Consider the following 20,543-nt stretch of genomic DNA (forward strand, 5'->3'; position numbering starts at 1 on the left):
TCCACCTGATAAAAGGTCGTTCTGGCAACGGTGGTGTAGATACTTCCCGCGTAACATTCCTCCTTGCCCGTCAGCGTCTGCGGCTGGGCCGTATTGGGTGGCAGATATATGTACGTGGAGACGGCGTGGCAGTATCGGCTTCCCCCTTCTCCACCCACTGCATCACGGGGCTGTCGTCGGGTGCGTCCGTCGTCGGAGACGAAGGAGCCGGTGCGGTGAGCTGCTCAGTACGATCCTGGGATCTCAGGAGCTTTCCATGAAGCGCGCGCCCGGCCCGGGCGTGCGGCAGACGTCTTCCGGGGCGAGGTGGCTGTGCCCCGCAGCGCACTCGAGGACGATCTTGACCGGCTCGTCGCAGGAGCTCGCATCGTCGACGGGCCGGTGCCGGACGATGACCGACGGGCCCTGCGGGTCGGCGAGGTAGGTGTCGCCCCATTCCAGGAGCGCCACGAGCGTGGGCCGCAACGCCCGGCCCTGCTCGGTGAGCTCGTAGGCGAAGCGCTGCCGCTCCCCGGGCTCCTGATAGGGCACGCGGCGCATCACTCCCGCGGTCACCAAGGCCTCGAGCCGAGTCGCCAGAAGATTTCTGGCGATCCCGAGGCGGGAGTGGAACTCTCCGAACCGGCGCGCGCCGTCCAGCGCTTCACGAACGATCAGCAGCGACCAGCGCTCCCCCACCACCGAGAGGGCGCGCGCCACCGAGCAGTTCACCGGGTCGATTCGCCGCGTCTCCATGGGACGAGTGTACCCATCTGGGTTTACAAGCTGTACTTAGCCCTCGTAGACTCCGGCCTGAGTTGAAGAACTAAACTCATCAAGGAGATCGACCATGCCCATGCTCGACGTGTACATTCCCGACGGCGCGCTCCAGCCGGACGCCGAGGCGGCCCTGCTGAACCGCATCACCGAGATCCTCGTCCGCAACGAGGGATTCGACCCTGCCGACCCGGTGAGCCGTTCCGTCTCCTGGCTCTGGCTGCACCGGCCGGCCGGCATCTACGTCGGCGGAGAACCCGCGGACGCACCTCGCTACAAGGTCGTCCCGTCCGTCCCCGAAGGCCAGCTCGACGAGCAGAAGCGTGCGAGCGTCATCGCCGAGGTCACCGAGGCGATCCTCGACGCGGAGAACGGCGCCTGGCCGCGTGACGCCACCCGGGTCTGGGTATTCCCCACCGAGATCCCCGAGGGTCACTGGGGCGGCCGGGGCCAGATCAGGCCGCTCGCGACGATCCTCGCCCGACTCACCGGCGACGACACCAAGCGGGCCCGTACGCTCGCGCGTGAGCGGATCGCTGCCACCCGAGCCGAACACGCCCGCCTGCCCTGATGAGCGGCGAACGAAGCGGGGATCGATGCGGCCGGCGACACAGTCGGGACGCGTACCCGTTCTGCCACCCGGGCAGCCTGGCGACACCGCGCCGCACGGACCAGCATCCGAACGGCGCGTCACGTCACTACGGGGCGTAGGTCCTCTGATGCGGCACTAGCCACCTTCCCGGTGTGAGCCGATTTCGGGCCGATTCGCCCACGGCTGTGAGCGGAGGGCCGACGAGGGGTTCGACAAGCGGGTGCTCCTACCGGCCGTGATCGGTGTGAGCGGCGGGACGCGGGGTAGTCGCGAGGGCGTCCACGCACAGGAGGAAATCCATGGCAACCGACGTCATCGGCCTGATCAAGGAAGATCACCGCGATGTGGAGTCGCTGTTCGAGCGGCTCCAGAAGATGCCGGAGAACCGTCCGGCTCTGCTCGCGGAGCTGGCGGCGAAGTTCATCGCCCACAGCGAGGGCGAGGAGGACGTGGTCTACCCCCTGCTCGCCAGGCGGCGGCCGGAGGAGAAGGAAGAGGTCCACCACGGCGCCGAGGAGCACCACGAGGCCGAGGAGATGCTCTCGCGGCTGCTGGAGAGCGACCCGGAGAGCACGGAGTTCGACACCCTGCTGCGGGAGCTGGTGGCGGCGGTGTCCCACCACGTCGAGGAGGAGGAGACCGACATCCTCCCCGTCCTGGAGCAGGCCGTCTCGCTGGAGGAGCGGGTGCGGGCGGGCAAGGCCTTCAGCAGGCGGAAGGCCGAGGTCCTGGCCAAGCCGATCAAGCCGCGGTCGCGCACCAAGGAGGAGCTGCTGCACCAGGCCAAGGAGCTGGAGCTCGAGGGCGCGTCCGGGATGACCAAGGACGAGCTCGTCGCCGCGATCAGGCAGAAGAAGCAGCAGGGCTGACCCCGGGCCGCGGCGCCGTACGGCGGGCATCGTACGGGCGGGCAGCCGAGGCGGGCACGCCGGGCGTCGCACGGCGGCGACGCGTGCCCCGCCGGTCACAGGCAGCCGTACAGCGCCGCGACCATGGGCCGCCACCTCGGGTCCGGCCCGGCGGGACTGACGAGGAGGCGGCTCGGGGTGTAGGCCAGGGCCACGCCCGCCGCCGGGTCGGCGAAGGCCAGCGCCCCGCCCGTGCCGCTGTGGCCGAAGGCGCGCGGGTCCGGCGCGAACGGCCGGATCTCACCGGGCAGCATGTAGCCGAGGGCGAACCTGGTCCCGGCGAGCAGCACCTCGTCGCGCCCCTCGCTGCGCGGCTCGACCGCGCGTCCGAGCACGTCGGGCTGGAGCAGTTCACCGCACACGAGCCTGCCGTACAGGGTGGCCAGGGCCCGGGCGTTGGCGTGCCCGTTGGACGCGGGTATCTCGGCGGAGCGCCAGCGCGCGGTGTTGACCAGGCCGGGCGTGAGCTGCTCCGGCGGGTTGCAGAAGGCCTTCATGGTGATCGAGCCGGGATCCGCCATGGCCGACGCCAACGCCGGCGGGGCGGCGTCCTGCCCGGCCCGCCCGGCCTCCTCCCGGGCTTCCTGAGGTGCCGCCTCCGGGGGCGACAGGTAGGCCGCTCTGCCCGCCTGGGCGGCGGGCAGGCCGATCGACAGGCCGGGCACGCGCAACTCGTCGCGGACCAAGTCACGCACCGGCCGCCCTCCGATCCGGCGCAGGACCTCTCCGACGAGCCAGCCGAAGGTCACCGCGTGGTACCCGTGCCGCTCGCCGGGCGGCCACCACGGGCTCTCCGCGGCGAGCGCGCCGGTCATGGCGTCCCAGTCGAACAGCGAGCCCGGCGGCAGGGTGCGGCGGACGGCGGGCAGCCCCGACCGGTGCGCCAGCAGGTCGGCGATGGTGGTCGCGGTGGAGAACCCGGGCCAGTAACGGGCCACCGGGGCGTCGAGGTCGAGCAGCCCACGCTGGACGTACAAGTGCGCGAGCGTCGCGAGCACCCCCTTGGACGCGGAGAACACGTTGACGACCGTGTCGCGCTCCCAGGCACGGCCGCCGTCCCGGTCGGCCGTGCCGTGCCAGAGGTCCACCACCAGCCGCCCGTCCGCGTACACCGCGACGGCCGCGCCACCCGGCCGTCCGTCGCACACCTGCCGGAACGCCTCGGCGACGGGCCGGAACGCGGGATCACACCACATACGCCCTCCAGATACTCAACCTTGGTTGCGAAACCATGGTTGAGTATTAGAGCATCCTCCTGTGGTGTCAAGTGACCTGACCCTGCTCTTCGCCGCCCTCAGCGCGGCCTGCGACGCCGAGGTGCGCGCCCGGATGGCCGCGGCCGGGCACGACCGGGTGCGCACGGTGCACGGGTACGTGTTCCAGCACCTGCTCCAGGGGCCCGTACGGGTCTCCGACCTGGCCGGGCTGCTCGGCATGACCCCCCAGGGCGCGTCCAAGGTGGCGGCCGAGATGGAACGCGCCGGTTACGTCGCGCGCCGGACCGACCCCGGCGACCAGCGGGCGCGGATGATCGAACTCACGCCGTACGGCCAGGCCGCGATCGAGGCGGGCCGCACCGCCCGCGCCGAGGTGTCCGCCGGAATGCTCGGCCTCCTCGACGCCCCGGAGGAGTTCCTGGCGTCGCTCGACCGGCTCGCCCGGGAGACCGGCGCCCTGAGCGACCTGCTCTCCCGCCGGCTACGCCCCCAGTGAACGACCGTGGCTCGGACAGCCGGCGAGGCTCGGTTCAGTCGAGATTGTTGCGCTGCCTGACGAGATTGGTGATGGCCAGGATCTTGGGGCGGCCGGCGGCCTTGAAGGACAGGCCGTGACGGAAGATTTCGGGGATCCAGTACTGGTCCTCCTCGCGGAAGACGACTCCGTTGGCGGCCAGGAGATCGAGATCCTCGCCGGAGAGGCCAACGGTCTCAGGACTGAAGGGAATCTTCTTCTTCTCCGCGCCCAGGCCGTCCAGCCGGTTGAGGAGTTCCCCGACCTGCGGACTCTCCGCCCCGATCGCTGCGATCTTCTCCCGGCTGCATCGGACCAGGGCGTTCCGCATGGCGGATGGCGTCAGCAGCCGATCCGACCACCGGATGTCGTCCTTGGAGATGTCCGCCGACTCCGCGGTGAAGATGACGATGTCACGCGCCTGAATCTGCCCGTTGAAATCCGAGAGCGCAGCGAGGAACCAGCCGTCCGACCTGGCCTCCCGGGAGCGTGGCGATCCCATCTTCTCCCCCCAGACAGGTGTGAGCCGCCTGCTCAGATCCTTGTCCGACGCCTTGGACACCTCCTCGGACGACAGACGAGGGAGGCTTCCCGAGCGCTGGGCCACCCATAGGGCGAGTCGCAGCGCCTCCGCGGGGTTCCACTTGAGCTCGTACTCGCTGTACCGGGCAAGCAACTGGTTGTAGTTCTGCCGGACCGCCGCCTGGACGAGATCCCGGCGCACGAAGATGACCAGACCGAGTGGCCGGCCCCTCAAGCTGCGCAGCCAGTCGAGGCAGTCGACCATGAGAACGCGAAGCGCCTGCCGCTGCGCCTCACTGCGAGCGAAATCCTGCAGGAGGTCCTCGAGCCCGTCGATGAGGAAGATCCGCGAGTCGCCATGGGCGAAGTCGGCCAGCTTCCGCTCCACGTCGGCCGGCTCGGCATCGATACCCACGGCTCGGGCCATGCAGGTGAGCCAGACTCGCCGCCATTCCGAATCGGAGAGCTGTGAACGCAGCGCCCTGTCGATCAGATCGCGCAGTTCCAGTTGACTCGCGGGCTCCGCCGCCGAGGAGACGCAGGCATCGCATTGAATCGCCCTTATTCGCTGATAAGCGTCGTCCTTCAGGTTCTTGGATATGAAGACGGGAGCCAGCAGGGCCTGCAGCGAGACCCCTGGAACGCCGACATCGGCCGCGTAGTCACGCCAGGTCCGCCGGAAGCACATCTGGATCTGGGTGAACGTCTTGCCGGAACCTTTGGCACCCGCCACCACGCACAGGGGCGGCTCGGTCCGGTGCGAGGTCAGGAGGTTCCGGAGTGACTCCGTCGGCAGGAACGCCGTGTCGTCAGCGGTCTCGGCATACGCGAGCCGCCGGGCGAAGTCGCCGAGCCGTCCCCGGAGCGCGGCCAGATGCTCATCCGGCCCGAAAGGCGACACAGGTGGACCTGCCTGCGGCAGGAACGCGGGCTCTTCCGAACGGCTCAGTTCGTCGGCGAGCGGAGCCAAGGTGTGGTCGAGTCTCTGACGACGCACCAGATCGACGACGGCCTCCCAAGAAGAGGGAAGCGCCAGGAGACCGTCCTGGAACACGCTCAGTATCGGTTCCAGCGTTACGTCCCCGTCGACCACCCGGTCGTCGCTCTCCTGGCCGCCCGGCTCGAGCGTCCTGGAGATCACGTCGCGCAGCATCGCCGCGGCCCGTACGGCGAGTTCGCCGTGACCCTGCGGATGGAACTGGGTGATGACCGCCGCGCTCGCGGGATCCTCGGGGCGTGAGGGTGCCCTCCTGCCGAGTTCCTGGATGGTGCGGACAGTACCGATCAGTGCTTGGTCGCTGATCGTGGTGACGAAGATTCTCTGCACACGGGGGTCCAGAAGCACAGGGGCCGACAGCTCACTGCCGCCGGCGCGCAGGTCGATCAGAACCGCTCGCGCGTCGAGTCGGTGCGCGAGTTGGCCCAGGGACTCCGTCAGGTAGTAGATCGACCGTTCGGGGGTCAGCAGGTCGGTGGGCTGGATGCGCGGTGGGGCGATGTCCTGCGGCGCGCGCCTGGTCGGCATGACGATCACGTTGTCGATCGTCTGGTTCGGCAGGTAGGCCGACCCGAGCGTCACCGCGTCGTCGGGCCGCCCGTCCTCCGACGAGTGCAGTAGCGACAGGAAGTCTTCGTAGGCGAAGTCCACCCGCCGGCCATGAGCGGTGAACATCCAGGTGATCCCGGGCGCTTCCAGATCGGCGTCGACCAGGAGCACGCGCTCGCCACGCCGGGCGATGGCCTCGGCGAGGGCGACGCCGTGCAGCGTGCGCCCTACTCCGCCCTTGAACGAGTGCAGAGCAGCGATCCGCACGTTGCCCTGGAAAGGACCGCCGGGTGGAGGCAGCGGCTGGCCGAGGGAACGGACGATCCGGCGCTCCCGCCATCGCGGCTCTCGCCTGGGCAGGTCGGGCTCCCGATGCCGGACGACGATCGGAAGCAGCCTGTTGGACAACCTTCCTGGGACGTCGTCGAGCCGGAGCGCGGCGACCTCCTCGTCGCGCACGATCGAGCCCACGCCGAACTTCTCCCCCAGCCAGGAGAGTGCCTCTTCACGCGATGCGCCTGGGCCGACGGTCAACTCCACCCCGTCCCAGAACGCGTCGGACTCGTGAAGCCAGTCGGGCCACTGATCGCGAACAGCGAGATTCGCGAGATGCGCGTCGACGTCGACCCAGGTGTAGAGGCGCTCAGGGACCGATGTCTCGTCCGGCACGATCATGTCCTCAATTCTCGCCGACACCAGTCCAGCAGCTCACGCAACACGGTGAGCGCCTCCTGCTGCTGGTCCTTCCGCAGAGGGTGGCCGTATCGCCACGCCTGGTGCAGATCGCCGAACGCCACCTGTCCAGACACGCTCTGACTCGCGCAGGGTCGCATCCGCCTGCACAGGGAAGGGGGGAATCTCAGTTCCTTGGCCAGCCGGTGCAGATCATGGTTCCTCAGGTGCTCGGGGAGCTGCGCGGTGGACCGCAGGCCGAGGCGGTCCAGGATGGCGGCCTTCATGCCGCATTCTGTGCCGTAGAAGGTGAGAAGAGCCGCCGGTTGCCCGTCAGGACGGTGCGTGCCGGAAACCTCGCATGTACCCGGTCGCCCTGAGCGGTGCAGAAGTCAGCCAAGGGCGGGGACCAGGTGGACGAGGTCGGTGAGGGCGTCGACGACCAGGTCGGCGCGGGCGGACTCGGGGCGGGCGGCGTGCAGGTGGCCCCAGGGGCCCCGGCGCAGCAGGGCCGTCCGCATCCCCGCCGCCGCGGCCGGGAGGACGTCGTTGTCGAGGCGGTCGCCCACGTAGAGGATCTCCTCCGGCTCGTGCCCGCACACGGCCGCGACCTTGGCGAAGAACGCCGGGTCGGGCTTCTCCACGTTCCAGGCGGCGGAGGTGTGGACCCCGTCGACCGGCAGGTCCATCGCGACCAGCGCGTCGTAGGCCTGCGGCGGCTGGTTGCCCGCGACGACCAGGTCGTAGCCCGCCGCGCGCAGCGCCGCGAGGCCGGACCGGACGTCGGGGTACAGGTCGTCGGCGTCGAAGTTCTCGCGCAGCCCGGCCGGGTCCTCGCGCCGCCAGGCCTCGATCTCGGCCTCGACGTCGATGCCCGGCCTGACCAGCTCGAACGCCTCCCGGTGGCTTCGGTCGAGAGCCGCCATGCCGCCGAGGACGCCCATGAAGGTCAGGCGCGGCACGCCCAGCCGGTCGGCCCACCGCGACCAGATCCGGGTCTCGTCGATGAGCGTCTCCCCCACGTCGAACACGAGCGCCCGGACCATGACCATCCCATCCCTTACGTCCTGATTGACGGCAGCCACTCTACGGCGTGCCGTACGATCACCGGTCGTGAGCGAGACGCGGTACGCCCTGAACGGCATGGTGTGCACGGCCGACCACCTGGCCTCGGCGGCCGGTGTCGCGATGCTCGACCGGGGCGGCAACGCGGTGGACGCCGCCATCGCCGCCAACGCTGTGCTGGCGGTCACCGCCCCGCATCTGTGCGGTCTCGGCGGCGACCTGTTCGCGCTCGTCCACGACGGCGCCGTGTCCGCGCTCAACGCGTCCGGACGGGCGGGATCGGGCGCGGACCCCGGCCGGCTGCGGGCGGAGGGCCGGGACCGCATGCCGCACCTGTTCGACATCCGGTCGGTCCCGGTGCCGGGCTGCGCGGACGGATGGCTGGCGCTGCACGAGCGGTACGCCCGCCTGCCGCTCGCCGACCTGCTGGCCCCGGCGATCCGCCACGCGGCCGGCGGCTTCCCCGCCTCTCCGCTGCTGGGGCCGACGGCCGACTTCGTCGGCACGCTCGCCGGTGCGGGCGACTTCGCGGCCGTACGGCGTCCCGGAGACGTGATCCGGCGTCCCGGGGTCGCCAGAGCGCTCGCCGCCCTCGCCGAAGGCGGCCGGGAAGCGTTCTACCAGGGCGAGTTCGGCGAAGGGCTGCTGGCGCTGGGCGGCGGCGAGTACACCGGGGACGACCTGGCCCGGCCGAACGCCGACTGGGTGGAGCCACTGGAGATCGAGGTGTTCGGGCACCGCGTCTGGACGACGCCGCCGAACTCGCAGGGCTACCTGCTGCTGCTCGCTCTGGAGATCCTCGCCGGGCTCGGCCCGCCCGCCGATCCGGCCGAGCCGCGCTGGGCGCACCTGCTGGTGGAATCGGCCAGGGCGGCCGGGCACGACCGCCTCGGCGTGCTGCACGAGACGGCCGTCGCGCCCCTGGACACGGCGGCCGCCCGGCGGGCCCTGGTCGATCCGGCGCGCCGCTCACCGCTGCCGGCCGCCCCCTCCGCGTCCGGCGACACGACGTACCTGTGCGCGGTGGACGGCGACGGCATGGGCGTCTCACTGATCCAGTCGAACGCGTCGGGCTTCGGCAGCCTGCTCTTCGAGCCCGGCACCGGCATCAACCTGCACAACCGCGGCATCGGCTTCTCGCTCACGCCCGGTCATCCCGCGGAGTACGGCCCGGGCCGCAGGCCGCCCCACACCCTGTGCCCGGCGCTGGTCACCCGCCCGGACGGCACCCTGCGCGCGGTCCTCGGCACGATGGGCGGGGACGCCCAGCCGCAGATCCTGCTGCAGATCGTCACCCGCCTCCTCCTGCACGGGCAGACGCCGGGAGAGGCCGTCGGCGCCCCCCGGTGGCGGCTGAGCGGCGGCGACACCGGCTTCGACACCTGGCGGTCCGATCAGGGGGTCGAGGTCGAGGAGGGGGCGCCGTGGGCGGACGGCCTGCGCGAGCGCGGCCATGCGGTCGGGACGGCCGCGTACGGCACGGACTTCGGGCACGCCCACCTGATCGACCTGCTCCCGTCGGGCGCGCTCGCCGGGGCGGCCGACCCCCGCGCCCTCATCGGCGCCGCGCTCGGCCGCTGAAAGCCCGCCGCGGAGAACCCGCCGCCGTGTCCCCTGAGACGTGCCCCCTCAGCCGGGCCGCGAGACCCGACGCCGGGGCCGCCGACGCCGGGGTCACCCGGCCCGGGCGGCGGACTCGGCCTGCTCGACGGCCTTGCGGATGCGCTTCTCGGAGACCGGTGTCGGGGTGCCGATCTGCTGGGCGAAGAAGCTCACCCGCAGTTCCTCGATCATCCACCGGATGTCCCGCACGGCCTTGGCGTCCCGCTCGGCGGGCTTCAGCCGGTCGAGCAGGTCGCGGTAGTCGTCCTCGACGTCGTGCACCCGGTGCATCCACTCGCGGTCGCGGCCGGGGTCGTCGGGGAGCTTGTCCAGCCGCCGCTCGACCGCGCGCAGGTAGCGGAGGACGTCCGGCAGCCGGTCGTACCCCGTCTCGGTGACGAACCCGGCGTGGACCAGCGCGTCGAGCTGGTCGCGGACGTCGGCGGCGAGGTCGGCGACGGCGCCGCCCAGCGCGTCGAGCCGCGTCTGCGCGGTGTGCCACACCGCGAGGACGCGCTCCACCCGGGTGACGACCTCCTCCGTCGTCTCGAACAGCGAGGCGCGCACGTGGTCGCGCAGCCGCTCGAAGGCGGCCTCGTCCCACGCGGGCCCGCCCGCCTCGGCGATCAGCCGGTCGGCCGCGCACTCCGTGCAGTCGTCGAACAGGGCGGCGGCGCCGCCGTGCGGGCTGCGGCTGAGGGCGAGCTTCTGCGCGGTGGTCAGCCCGCGCAGGATGGCCTTGGCCGGGCTGACCACCGTGAGCAGCACCAGCCGCCGGGTGCCCGCCCACATCGCCCGGTCGCGCTCGGCCTCGGTGTCGAACATCCGGACCGCGACGCTGCCGCCCTCGTCCACCAGGGCCGGGTACGCGCGCATCCTGCCCTGCTCGAACACCTTCGGCAGGGTGCCGATCGTCCAGCTCCGCAGGCCGTCGCGCTCCAGGTCGTCGGCGGCCCTCGACAGGGTGGCGCGCAGCTTGGAGGCGAGCCGCCGCTTGAGGGCCTCCAGGTCCTTGTCCTCGTCCACCGTGCGCCTGCGGTCGTCGATCACCCGGTAGGTGATCCGCAGGTGCGCGGGGAGCTGGTCGAGCGCCCAGGCGTCGCGCGGGATCGCCACCCCGGTCATCGCGTGCAGCTCGCGCTCCAGCGCGCCGAGGATGGGCTCGCCGCCCGCCCGTACGCGTTCCAGCACGGCCTTGGCGTAGTTGGGGGCGGGCACGAAGTTGCGGCGCAGGTGCTTCGGCAGCGACCTGATGAGGGCGGTGACGAGGTCCTCCCGCAGACCCGGGATCTGCCAGTCGAAGCCCTCCGGCTCCACCTGGTTGAGCACGGCGAGCGGGATGTGGACGGTCACGCCGTCCGCCTCCCCCGTCTCCGGCACGCCGGGCTCGAACCGGTAGGTGAGCCGCATCCGCTGGCCGTTCTGCCGCCAGGCGTCGGGGTAGTCGCGGGCGCTGACCCCGGCGCTGTCGTTGACCAGCATCTCCTGGGTGAACGTCAGCAGGTCGGGCGTCTCGCGGGACGCCTTCTTCCACCAGCTGTCGAAGTGCCGGCCCGAGACCACCTCGGCGGGGATCCGCTGGTCGTAGAAGTCGAACAGCGTCTCGTCGTCGACGAGGATGTCGCGGCGGCGGGCCTTCTCCTCCAGTTGCCCGACCTCGTCGAGCAGCTTGCGGTTGTCGTGGAAGAACCTGTGGTGGGTCCGCCAGTCGCCCTCGACCAGCGCGTGCCGGATGAACAGCTCACGGCTGAGCTCGGGGTCGATGCGGCCGTAGTTGACCTTCCGCTCGGTCACGATCGGCACGCCGTACAGGGTGACCTTCTCCAGCGCGACGACGGCGGCCTGGTCCTTCTCCCAGTGCGGCTCGCTGTAGGTGCGCTTGACGAGGTGCTGGGCGAGCGGCTCGATCCACTCGGGCTCGATCTTGGCGTTGACCCGGGCCCACAGCCGGGAGGTCTCGACCAGCTCGGCCGACATGACCCACTGCGGCTGCGTCTTGGCCAGGGCCGAGCCGGGGAAGATGGCGAATCGGGCGTTGCGGGCGCCGATGTACTCGGTGAGCGGACGGCGCGGGCCGTCCTGCCTGCGCTTGGCCTCGACGTCCTTGACGCCGATGTGCGACAGCAGACCGGCCAGCAGCGACTCGTGCACGCGCCGGGGATCGGCGGGCGCGCTGTTGGGCACGACGTTCAGCGTCCGCGCCACCTGGCGGAGCTGGCTGTCGATGTCCTGCCACTCCCGTACGCGCAGGTAGTTGAGGAACTCGGCCTTGCACAACCGCCGGAACGCGCCCGACGACAGCTCCTTCTGCCGTTCGCGCAGGTAGTTCCAGAGGTTCAGGTAGGTCAGGAAGTCGGATTCCTTGTCCGCGAAGCGGCGGTGCTTCTCGTCGGCCGCCTGCTGCTTGTCGGCCGGGCGTTCGCGCGGGTCCTGGATGGACAGCGCGGCCGCGATGATCATCACTTCGCGGGCGCAGCCGTTCTTCTCCGCCTCCAGCACCATCCGGGCCAGCCGGGGGTCGACCGGCAGCTGGGCGAGCCTGCGTCCCACCGGCGTGAGCTGCGGCCCCTGCCGCGCCTCCCGCCCCGGACCCCGTCCGCCCCGGCCTCCGGCCCTCTCGGCGCCCCGGTCTCCACTTCGCTCGGCGCTCCGGTCGCCGTCCTGCTCGGCGCTCCGGTCCGCACTTCGGTCGGCGCTCCGGTCGGCGAGGGCGCCGAGCTCGACCAGCAGGTTGACGCCGTCCCTGATCTGGCGGCTGTCCGGCGGCTCCACGAACGGGAACGCCGCGATGTCGCCCAGGCCCAGCGAGGTCATCTGCAGGATGACGCTCGCCAGGTTCGTACGGAGGATCTCCGGGTCGGTGAACTCGGGGCGGGAGAGGAAGTCCTCCTCCGAGTAGAGGCGGATGCAGACGCCGTCGGACGTACGGCCGCAGCGGCCCTTGCGCTGGTTGGCAGAGGCCTGCGAGACCGGCTCGATCGGCAGCCGCTGCACCTTCAGCCGGTGGCTGTACCGGGAGATCCGCGCCGTCCCGGGGTCCACCACGTACTTGATGCCCGGCACGGTCAGCGACGTCTCGGCCACGTTGGTGGCCAGCACGATCCGGCGGCCGCGATGGGACTGGAACACCCGGTGCTGCTCGGCGGCCGTCAGCCGCGCGTACAGCGGGAGGACCTCCTCCGGGCGTCCCTTGAGCGCGTCGGCGGTGTCGCGGATCTCCCGCTCGCCGCTGAGGAAGACCAGGATGTCGCCCGGCCCCTCGGCGCACAGCTCGTCCACCGCGTCCACGATGGCCTGGGTCTGGTCGTCGTCCTCGTCGATCGGGCGGTAGCGCACCTCGACCGGGTAGGTCCGGCCGGACACCTCGACGATCGGCGCCGGGTCGCCGCCCGGGGCGGCGAAGTGCCGGGCGAACCGCTCGGGGTCGATGGTCGCGGAGGTGATGACGACCTTGAGATCGGGCCGCCGGGGAAGGAGCTGGCGGATATAGCCGAGGATGAAGTCGATGTTGAGGCTGCGTTCGTGCGCCTCGTCGATGATCAGCGTGTCGTACTGCAGCAGGAGCGGGTCGGTCTGCATCTCCGCGAGGAGGATGCCGTCGGTCATGAGCTTGACGAGCGTCCCGTCGCTGGAGTGGTCGGTGAAGCGGACCTTGTAGCCGACCGCCGATCCGAGGTCGATCGACAGCTCCTCCGCGATGCGTTCGGCGACCGTGCGGGCGGCGATGCGGCGGGGCTGGGTGTGCCCGATGACCCCGTGGACGCCCCGGCCCAGCTCCAGGCAGATCTTGGGGATCTGGGTGGTCTTGCCCGAGCCGGTCTCCCCGGCCACGATCACGACCTGGTGGTCCCTGATGGCCGCGAGCAGGTCGTCCTTGTGCCGGCTGACCGGGAGATCGGGGGGATAGCTGATGACCGGCACGGCCGCGCGGCGCTCGGCCACGCGGCGTTCGGCGGCCTCCACGTCCCCCGCGATCTCCTGGACGACGGACTGGCGGGAGGCGCGGTCGCGGACCCGGCGCATGCCGTCGATACGGCGGCGCAGCCTGCGCTGGTCGCGCAGCATCAGATCGGGGATACGGCCCTGGAGATCGGCGAGCGTGTTCATTCCAGGCTCAAGGATAGGCAACGCACCCGGCCGATCTGCCAGCCGTTTTCGAACCGCGCGGCGGGCGGCCCGCCGGAGGAGACCGCCGAGGGCCGGCCGGGCACCCCCGCCACGGCCCTGGGGGCCTCAGTGGCGGCGCGGGGGCTGGTACTTGTATCCCACGTTCCGGACGGTGACGATCCGTCCGGCGTGCCTGCCGAGCTTGCGGCGCAGCCTCAGCACGTGCACGTCGACCGTGCGCCCGCCCTCCTCGTCGTACCGGTCCCAGACGGCCGCCATGAGCTGGCGGCGGTTGTAGACCCGGCCCGGCGCCGAGGTGAGATAGTCGAGAAGCTCGAACTCGCGGTAGGTGAGCTCGATCTCCTCGCCGCCGCTGCGGACCACCCGCGCGGTCCGGTCCAGGACCAGGTCCTCCTCCGGGAGGGACACGGCGGAGAACTCGTGCCACGCCGGTCCTGGCGCCCGCTCCCGCGTGGCCGGCGTCTCGGCGGTGGCGGCGGACGGCGGTCCGCCCGCGATGGCGGACCCGGCGGACTCGACGGCCGCCCTGGCCGTCCTGCTCACCGCGTCGCTCGCCTCTCCGGCGGCCGGACGGGGCGTCCGGGCCGGTACGTCCAGGGACGTGTCGGCGGGCACGAGATAGCCCACGATCATCAGCGCGGCCCCGGTGCCCGGCACGGGAAGCACGCCGAGCACCGATCCCTGCCCGGGGTCCGGGGGCTCGTGGCCGTGCTCGTACCCCCGTACGCCGGAATCGATCACATTCTGGTGGGACATGTCGCTTCTCCTCGCCTGTCGCAAGAGGGCCTGTCGCGTACGGGATGCCTGTCTTACGGAATGGTGGTGACCACGGTCGCCGGCGGTTCGTCGACAGGTGGTCAACAGGCGGCGGCGCAGACGCGCAGCAGGTCGATGTGCCGGCGTTGGGTCAGCCCGCCCGAGGAGTTCATGAGTCAATCATGACAGCGAAATTACCCGCTGTCCAGGTAGGAATAAGGGAGATCTATCGTCCGAGGCAGGCGGACTCAGGGCAGGCGCGCGGCGCCCACCGCGGCCATCGCGGCGCCGATGATCCCGGCCTCGTTCCGCAGCTCCGCCGGCACCACAGGGGTGTCCCCCAGGTGGACGTGCGGCAGGAACTTCTCCGCCTTCTTGCTCACGCCTCCGCCGACGACGATCAGGGTGGGAGACAGCAGGTCGCGCATGTGCGCGAGGTACTCCTCGACGCGCTCGGCCCACTCGTCCCAGTCCAGGTCCTCCTCCTCGCGCACCCGGTCGGAGGCGCGGTGCTCGGCCTCCTTGCCGCGGATCTCGACATGGCCGAACTCGGTGTTGGGCACCAGATGTCCGTCCACGAACAGCGCGCTGCCGATGCCGGTGCCGAAGGTCAGCATCAGGACCACCCCGGGCCTGCCCCGCCCCGCGCCGAACGTCATCTCGGCGACCCCGGCCGCGTCGGCGTCGTTGAGGACGACCGACTGGTCGCCGAACAGGTCGGCGCCCTTCACCCCGATCCATGACTTGTCGACGTTGGCGGCCGTACGGATGACGCCGTCGAGGACCACTCCGGGGAAGGTGACGCCGATCGGGCCGGTCCAGGAGAAGTGGTCCACGATCGCCTGCACGGCCGCGGCGACGGCCCCCGGCGAGGAGGGACGCGGCGTCGGGACGCGCAGGCGCTCACGGGTGAGCGTCCCGGTGAGCGTGTCCACGGTGGCGCCCTTGATCCCCGAGCCGCCGATGTCGATGCCCAGAACTTCCATGACTTCCCTCCCGGTCCGGCTTCACGGCTACCCCGCAGGCCTGTCCTCATGCGCGGACGCGAGTATCGCACGCCTTCACGGGCCCGGCGGGTTACGTCAGAAGAGGCCGGGTAGCCCACAAATGGGGGCAAATCACCACAAGGGGGACACCATGATCAAGATGCTTCACAAAATAGGGCTCCGCTCCAACATGATGTACGGCGCGGCGTTCGGGTCGATCGGCATGTCGATCGCCTCCTGGATCCTCTCGAACAAATACGAGCAGGCGGGCATCGAACGCGCGGACCGCTGGGCGCTGTTCGTCGGCGAGTGGGCCCCGACCTTCTTCGCGATGGGCATCGCCCTGCAGCTTGAGGAGATGTCCGAGGAGAAGGGGCGCGAGACCCCCGAGTGGCAGGAGCAGAGCAGCGACATCCGCCGCCCCACCCGCGCGGGCGTCTAGCTAGCGGGCGCTCCGTGTGCGGCCCGGAGGGACCGGACGGCCCCTCCGGGCCGCCTGGCGCCCACCCGTGCTCACACGCGCCTGCCACGGGCCGTGTCCCGGCGAAGGGCCCGTCAGGCCTCGGCCCGGAAGTGCGCCCGCGCCCATTCCTCGAAGGTCGTGAGCGGGATGCCGAATGCCCGCGCGTACTCCGGGCGGGCGGGCTGGCCGACCGTGTCGATGTACTCGTGTGAGGTGACGCCGGCTCCCGGCATTCCGGCGGCGATCGCCTCCTCCATGGTCATGTCGGGCGCGGCCAGCTCCGTGCCCAGAACGCGGGAGAGAACCCCGGCGATCTCCGTCATCGAGAGGTAGTCACTGGCCAGTTCCAGCTCGACCTCGTGGAACCGGTCCGGCTCGGCGAAGGCCGCGGCGGCCGCCGCCCCGATGTCGCCGGACGCGACGAGGGAGAGCCGGGTGCCCGGCTTCAGCACGGTCACGATCCCCCCTTCGACGCCGCGGGGAAGCAGGTAGGCCGTCGACGGCAGGAAGTTCTCCATGAAGAAGCCGGGCTTGATGATCGTCCAGCGCGTGAAGCCCGCCTTCCGCACCCGCTCCTGGGCCTCGGCCTTGGCGGAGAGGGCGGGCTCTATGGACGCCCAGCGGCCTTCGGCCCAGCCGGGGGCCTCCGTGTGCCGCCCCGCGCCCGTGACAGACGTGTGCACGAACTGCGGCACGCCCGCGGCCAGGGCGCCCTCGACCAGGTTGACGGCCTGGGCCACCTCGCCCTCGAAGTCGTAGGCGTCTCCCTTGATCGGGGGCATCTGCACCGAGAAGACGCCCCGGGCCCCCCTCGCGGCCCTGACCACGGAGTCGCGGTCGTTGAGGTCGCCGGTGACCAGTTCGGCGCCGAGCTCCTCGACCGCCCTCGCCCGGGCGGACGTGGGGTCGCGGACCAGCGCCCGGACGGGAACGCCGTTCGCGAGCAGGGCGCGGGCGGTGGCGCCGCCCTGCCGTCCGGTGGCGCCGGTGACCAGAACGGGTGCGGAATCGGTGGACATGAGACCCCTCCTACAGGTGGGCGGTCGCTAAACGGCGGACCCCGCCGTTTATGCTTCGGTAAGATACGGCGGACCCCGCCAGTTAGCAACCGTGAGGTGACGCGATGCCCGCCCAGCGTGCGGACGCCCGGCGCAACTACGGCCTCCTGCTCGCCGTGGCCAAGGAGGAGATCGCCGCGCACGGTCCCGACGCCTCCCTGGAGCAGATCGCGCGCGTCGCGGGGGTCGGGTCCGCCACGTTGCGCCGGCACTTTCCCAGCCGTCACGCCCTGCTGGAGGCGGTCTTCCGCGAACGGGTCGAGACCCTGTGCGCCCGCGCCCGCGAGCTGACCGGCGGGTCCGACACCCGGGCCGCGCTGCTGGAGTGGCTGAGCGCCGTCGTCGCGGACGCCGCGACCATCCGGGGGCTGGCCACCGCGCTGACCCTCGACCCCGCGATCGACGCCGGCGCGGCGCACGAGTACTGCTGCTCGGCGCAGCTCACCGAGGCGGGCGAGCCACTGGTGCGCCGCGCCGCGGACGACGGCGCGCTGGCGCCGGGCGTGACCATCGCCGACCTGCTCACCCTGATCACCGGCATCGCCCTGGCCACGGAGCACCGTCCGGACGCCGCCGCCGAGGCGGACCGGCTGCTCGGCCTGGCCGTGGCGGGAGTCAGCCCCAGCCGGCGGTGAGCGGAGGGAGTGCCGCCCACGCTCCGGCGGCTCCGCCAGGCTCGGCGCGCGTGACACCGGACCCCGCCGCCGTCGCGCGCTGGCTGCGCATGCGGCCCGCCCGCGCGGGCGGCACCCGCGTCCTGGCCGTCGAGGGACGCTCGGGTGCGGGCAAGTCGAGGCTGGCCGCCGCCGTGGCCGCGGCGCTCGTCGCGCCGGTCGTCCGCATGGACGACCTGTACGACGGCTGGGACGGCCTGCAGGCCGGGGTGGACGCCCTGATGGAGTGGGTGCTGCGACCGCTCGGCCTCGGCCGCCCGGCACGCTGGCGGCGCTACGACTGGGCGCGTGGCGAGTACGCGGAATGGCACGAGATCGCCGGGGCGGACACCCTTGTGATCGAGGGCGTGGGCTGCGGCGCCCGCGAGGCCGGGCCGTACCTCGGCGGGCTGGTGTGGCTGGAGGCCGGCGAGGAGGTCCGCCGGGCGCGGGCGCTCGCCCGTGACGGCGAGACGTACGCGCCCCACTGGCGGCGCTGGGCCGAGCAGGAGGAGCGGTACTACGCCCGCCACGACGTGCGTTCCCGGGCCGGCCTCGTCGTCGTCACCGGCTGAGGCGCCGCCGATCAGCCCAGGCCGGCGCGGTACTCCTCGTCGCTGACCGGCCCGTGCCAGTGGGTCTTGCCGCTCGCCGTGACGGCGAGGTGCACCAGCGTGTCGTCGGCGGCGGCGCCGTGCCAGTGCTTCTCACCCGGCTCCACATGGACCCAGTCGCCCGGCCCGATGGGCGTGCCCCCGGTCTCGCCCCAGCGCACCACCACCCCGCGTCCCGACACCACGTACAGCGCCTGCTCCCCGTCGTGGGTGTGCCAGCCCGAGCGGGCCTGCGGTTCGTAGGAGAAACGCTGGGCACGCAGGCCGTCCGGCCGCACCGCCTCCAGCGCCTCCGCCTCCCACACGCCGTCGGTGAACCTGTCCGGTCCCGGCCGGGTGGCCTTCATGTCACTCTCGCGTACGAACCTCATCGCCCACTCCCTTCACCGCGGGCCGGTCGGGTCGTTCCGGCGCCGCCCGCACCCGTCTCCGCATCCTGCATCACGCGGCGGCGGCCCAGCTATGGCGATTTGCCCGATTTATGCCGGGTACGTCTCTTCTGATGAGTTCTGCCGGACGGAGGTGACAGCCATGAGCGTTCCGATGCGGCGGGAGTCCCGGGGCCTCGTGCCCGACCTGTTCGACCTGCTGGAGGCGCCGCTGGCCGCGATGAGGCCGATGGCCGGCCAGCAGATGCGGCTGGAGGACTACGTCAGGAACGGCCGGTACGTGCTGCGGGCGGAACTGCCCGGCATCGACCCGGAGAAGGACGTCGAGATCAGTGTGTCGAACGGGGTTCTGACCATCCACGCCGAACGGCGCCACGAGGAGCGGCAGGGGCACCGCACCGAGTTCCGGTACGGGACCTTCACCCGGTCCGTCGTGCTGCCCCCGAACGTGGACGAGAACGACGTGAAGGCCACCTATGACCAGGGCATCCTGGAGGTGAGCGTACGGCTCGCCGAGGAGCGGGAGGAGCGCAGGCGTATCCCGATCGAGCGGCCGGAGGGACAGCGGCAGCAGGACTGACGCACACGGGAGTACCGGCTCCGCCCCAGAGCCCGCCAGGGCCCACCACGGCCCGCCCACCACGGCCCGCCCGACCGGGCGGGCCGACCGGGCGGGCCACCTGCCCAGGCCGTCAGGGCCACTTGCCCAGGCCGCCGACCGCCGGGCCTTTCCGTCACACGCCCGGACCGTCGCCCGCGCATCCGGAACGGAAGGGAGACGGCTCAGCGGGCCGGCCGAACGACGGCGACGGGACAGCCGGCGTGGTTCAGGACGCCCCGGCTGACCGAGCCGAGCATCACCGACCCCAGCGCTCCCCGCCCGCGCGAGCCGACCACGAGCAGGCCGGCGGCGCGTGACGCCTGGATGAGCGCGTCGACGGGGTGGCCGTAGACGACCTCCTCGTGCACCGCCACCTCCGGATACCCGCGGCGCGGGCCCGCCAGTTTCTCCGCCGCCACGCTCCTGCGGGCCTCGCGCGCCTCCTCGACGTCATAGGTGATCTCGGGTGCGAGCGGGTGGGCGGGAAGCCGCCACGCGTGCACCGCCCGCAGGCCGCAGCCGTGCAGCCTCGCCTGCTCGAAGGCGTACGCCAGCGCCGGATCGCACTCGGGCGAGTCGTCCACCCCCACGACGATCTCGCCGCGGCCTCCGGACCACCCGGGCCGTACGACGACGACCGGGCAGGGAGCGTGCCCGGCGACGTGGAAGCCGACCGACCCGACGACGATGCCGGCGAAGCCGCCGAGCCCCCTGCTGCCGAGGACGATCTCGACGGCCTCCTCCCCCTTGTCCCGCAGCGCGCGGGCGGGGACGCCTTCGACGATCTCCGCGCTGATCCGCACGTCCGGCCGGTGTTCGCGAACCACGGCCTCGGCGGCGGCGAGCGCCCGCTCGGCGTGCCGGGTCAGCGGGTCACCGCCCGAGGTGGGGAACTTCGGTATCCCGTACGCCCAATGGTCCACGACCGAGACGAGGCGGAGCGGGCAGCCGCGGCGGGCGGCGTCGTCCGCGGCCCACCGCACGGCGGCCGTCGCGGCGGGCGAGCCGTCGGTGCCGACGACGATCTGGCCGGGCATGGGCGCTCCTTCCTTGGCCGGCCCCCTTCGTGGCGCCACCGCCCAGGGGCGGCGTTTCGGGCCGCGCCGGTCCTCGCCGGGCCGCGTCGGCCCTCGTCGGTCCTCGTCGCTCCTCATGGCGGGGTGGGTGCCGGGGCCGTACGGCCCGGAGGGATGCTGGACTCCTGGGAGGTGGTCCGCATGGAGTCGAAGCGCTGGACCGTCGAGATCTTCGTGAACGAGGACGACAAGGACGACATCACCACGGCGACCGCGGTGCTCTACACGCCTTCGGGGCGGCGGCACGAGAGCGTCGGCCGGGCCCGCCGCAACCCGGCCGACAGGCCGGTGCCGGAGATCGGCGACGAACTGGCGGCCGGTCGCGCGCTGGCCGACCTGGGGTCGAAGCTGATCGGCGACGGAGCCGAGGACGTGGCCCAGCTGGCCGGGCCCGCGTACGAGTCCTACTGATACCGAGTGCCCGC

The 20,543-nt window shown here is 71.9% G+C and carries 20 protein-coding genes; 9 read left to right on the forward strand and 11 right to left on the reverse strand.

The features are described 5' to 3' along the window. Positions 1-243: 243 nt before the first annotated feature. Positions 244-735 (reverse strand): winged helix-turn-helix transcriptional regulator, encoded by a 492-nt coding sequence (locus HHX37_RS08260; RefSeq protein WP_182884989.1) that lies wholly within the window; start codon positions 733-735, stop codon positions 244-246. A gap of 94 nt (positions 736-829) precedes the next feature. Between HHX37_RS08260 and HHX37_RS08265 the strand changes: the two genes are divergently transcribed. Next, positions 830-1,327, forward strand: a complete 498-nt coding sequence (locus tag HHX37_RS08265) for a tautomerase family protein (protein WP_182884990.1) — start codon at positions 830-832, stop codon at positions 1,325-1,327. Positions 1,328-1,647: 320 nt separating this feature from the next. Then, complete coding sequence (locus HHX37_RS08270; protein ID WP_117408258.1) at positions 1,648-2,217, forward strand: hemerythrin domain-containing protein; 570 nt, start codon at positions 1,648-1,650, stop codon at positions 2,215-2,217. 95 nt (positions 2,218-2,312) lie between these two features. Here the strand turns inward: HHX37_RS08270 and HHX37_RS08275 are convergent, their stop codons facing one another. After that, a complete protein-coding gene (locus HHX37_RS08275) occupies positions 2,313-3,452 on the reverse strand; it encodes a serine hydrolase domain-containing protein (RefSeq protein WP_182884991.1) in 1,140 nt (379 codons plus the stop codon). A 64-nt stretch (positions 3,453-3,516) separates the two neighbouring features. On the opposite strand from HHX37_RS08275, the gene HHX37_RS08280 reads away from it, so the two are divergent. Continuing rightward, positions 3,517-3,969, forward strand: coding sequence for a MarR family winged helix-turn-helix transcriptional regulator (locus HHX37_RS08280; protein ID WP_220502660.1), 453 nt, complete (start codon positions 3,517-3,519; stop codon positions 3,967-3,969). A gap of 34 nt (positions 3,970-4,003) precedes the next feature. Here HHX37_RS08280 and HHX37_RS08285 read toward each other — a convergent pair whose 3' ends face one another. From HHX37_RS08285 to HHX37_RS08295, 3 genes are all read right to left on the reverse strand, one after another. Next, on the reverse strand, positions 4,004-6,730 hold the full coding sequence (locus tag HHX37_RS08285) for a KGGVGR-motif variant AAA ATPase (protein WP_182884992.1): 2,727 nt from the start codon (positions 6,728-6,730) through the stop codon (positions 4,004-4,006). Then, positions 6,727-7,014 (reverse strand): hypothetical protein, encoded by a 288-nt coding sequence (locus HHX37_RS08290; protein ID WP_182884993.1) that lies wholly within the window; start codon positions 7,012-7,014, stop codon positions 6,727-6,729. The genes HHX37_RS08285 and HHX37_RS08290 overlap by 4 nt, the downstream gene beginning before the upstream one ends. Before the next feature lie 105 nt (positions 7,015-7,119). Further along, positions 7,120-7,773, reverse strand: a complete 654-nt coding sequence (locus tag HHX37_RS08295) for an HAD family hydrolase (protein ID WP_182884994.1) — start codon at positions 7,771-7,773, stop codon at positions 7,120-7,122. A 67-nt stretch (positions 7,774-7,840) separates the two neighbouring features. Here HHX37_RS08295 and HHX37_RS08300 point away from each other — a divergent pair, with 67 nt between their 5' ends. Beyond that, on the forward strand, positions 7,841-9,373 hold the full coding sequence (locus HHX37_RS08300) for a gamma-glutamyltransferase family protein (RefSeq protein ID WP_182884995.1): 1,533 nt from the start codon (positions 7,841-7,843) through the stop codon (positions 9,371-9,373). A gap of 93 nt (positions 9,374-9,466) precedes the next feature. On the opposite strand, the gene hrpA is transcribed toward HHX37_RS08300, so the two are convergent. The 3 genes from hrpA to ppgK form a co-directional block, all read right to left on the reverse strand. Then, on the reverse strand, positions 9,467-13,501 hold the full coding sequence (hrpA, locus tag HHX37_RS08305) for an ATP-dependent RNA helicase HrpA (RefSeq protein WP_182884996.1): 4,035 nt from the start codon (positions 13,499-13,501) through the stop codon (positions 9,467-9,469). 126 nt (positions 13,502-13,627) lie between these two features. Then, entirely contained in the window at positions 13,628-14,278 is a 651-nt protein-coding gene (locus HHX37_RS37630) for a winged helix-turn-helix domain-containing protein (RefSeq protein WP_182882830.1), read from the reverse strand. A gap of 248 nt (positions 14,279-14,526) precedes the next feature. Then, entirely contained in the window at positions 14,527-15,264 is a 738-nt protein-coding gene (ppgK, locus tag HHX37_RS08315) for a polyphosphate--glucose phosphotransferase (protein WP_182874373.1), read from the reverse strand. A 151-nt stretch (positions 15,265-15,415) separates the two neighbouring features. Between ppgK and HHX37_RS08320 the strand changes: the two genes are divergently transcribed. Further along, a complete protein-coding gene (locus tag HHX37_RS08320) occupies positions 15,416-15,706 on the forward strand; it encodes a hypothetical protein (RefSeq protein ID WP_182882832.1) in 291 nt (96 codons plus the stop codon). A 113-nt stretch (positions 15,707-15,819) separates the two neighbouring features. Here the strand turns inward: HHX37_RS08320 and HHX37_RS08325 are convergent, their stop codons facing one another. After that, entirely contained in the window at positions 15,820-16,746 is a 927-nt protein-coding gene (locus tag HHX37_RS08325; RefSeq protein WP_182882833.1) for an NmrA family NAD(P)-binding protein, read from the reverse strand. A 104-nt stretch (positions 16,747-16,850) separates the two neighbouring features. Between HHX37_RS08325 and HHX37_RS08330 the strand changes: the two genes are divergently transcribed. Then, complete coding sequence (locus tag HHX37_RS08330; protein ID WP_117408264.1) at positions 16,851-17,420, forward strand: TetR/AcrR family transcriptional regulator; 570 nt, start codon at positions 16,851-16,853, stop codon at positions 17,418-17,420. A 50-nt stretch (positions 17,421-17,470) separates the two neighbouring features. Then, positions 17,471-18,013 (forward strand): hypothetical protein, encoded by a 543-nt coding sequence (locus tag HHX37_RS08335; protein WP_220499633.1) that lies wholly within the window; start codon positions 17,471-17,473, stop codon positions 18,011-18,013. Positions 18,014-18,024: 11 nt separating this feature from the next. Here the strand turns inward: HHX37_RS08335 and HHX37_RS08340 are convergent, their stop codons facing one another. Then, on the reverse strand, positions 18,025-18,423 hold the full coding sequence (locus HHX37_RS08340; protein WP_182874376.1) for a cupin domain-containing protein: 399 nt from the start codon (positions 18,421-18,423) through the stop codon (positions 18,025-18,027). Between the two features lie 160 nt (positions 18,424-18,583). On the opposite strand from HHX37_RS08340, the gene HHX37_RS08345 reads away from it, so the two are divergent. Beyond that, complete coding sequence (locus HHX37_RS08345; protein WP_117408266.1) at positions 18,584-19,021, forward strand: Hsp20/alpha crystallin family protein; 438 nt, start codon at positions 18,584-18,586, stop codon at positions 19,019-19,021. A 203-nt stretch (positions 19,022-19,224) separates the two neighbouring features. Here the strand turns inward: HHX37_RS08345 and HHX37_RS08350 are convergent, their stop codons facing one another. After that, the gene (locus HHX37_RS08350) at positions 19,225-20,079 is read right to left on the reverse strand and encodes a universal stress protein (RefSeq protein WP_182884997.1); all 855 of its coding nucleotides are present in this window, start codon (positions 20,077-20,079) and stop codon (positions 19,225-19,227) included. Between the two features lie 123 nt (positions 20,080-20,202). Here HHX37_RS08350 and HHX37_RS08355 point away from each other — a divergent pair, with 123 nt between their 5' ends. Continuing rightward, positions 20,203-20,529: a DUF1876 domain-containing protein gene (locus HHX37_RS08355; protein ID WP_310738304.1), complete on the forward strand. Its 327-nt coding sequence runs from the start codon at positions 20,203-20,205 to the stop codon at positions 20,527-20,529. The last annotated feature ends 14 nt before the right edge of the window (positions 20,530-20,543 follow it).

The organism is Microbispora sp. H10885 (assembly GCF_014161415.1).
Classification (GTDB): domain Bacteria; phylum Actinomycetota; class Actinomycetes; order Streptosporangiales; family Streptosporangiaceae; genus Microbispora; species Microbispora triticiradicis.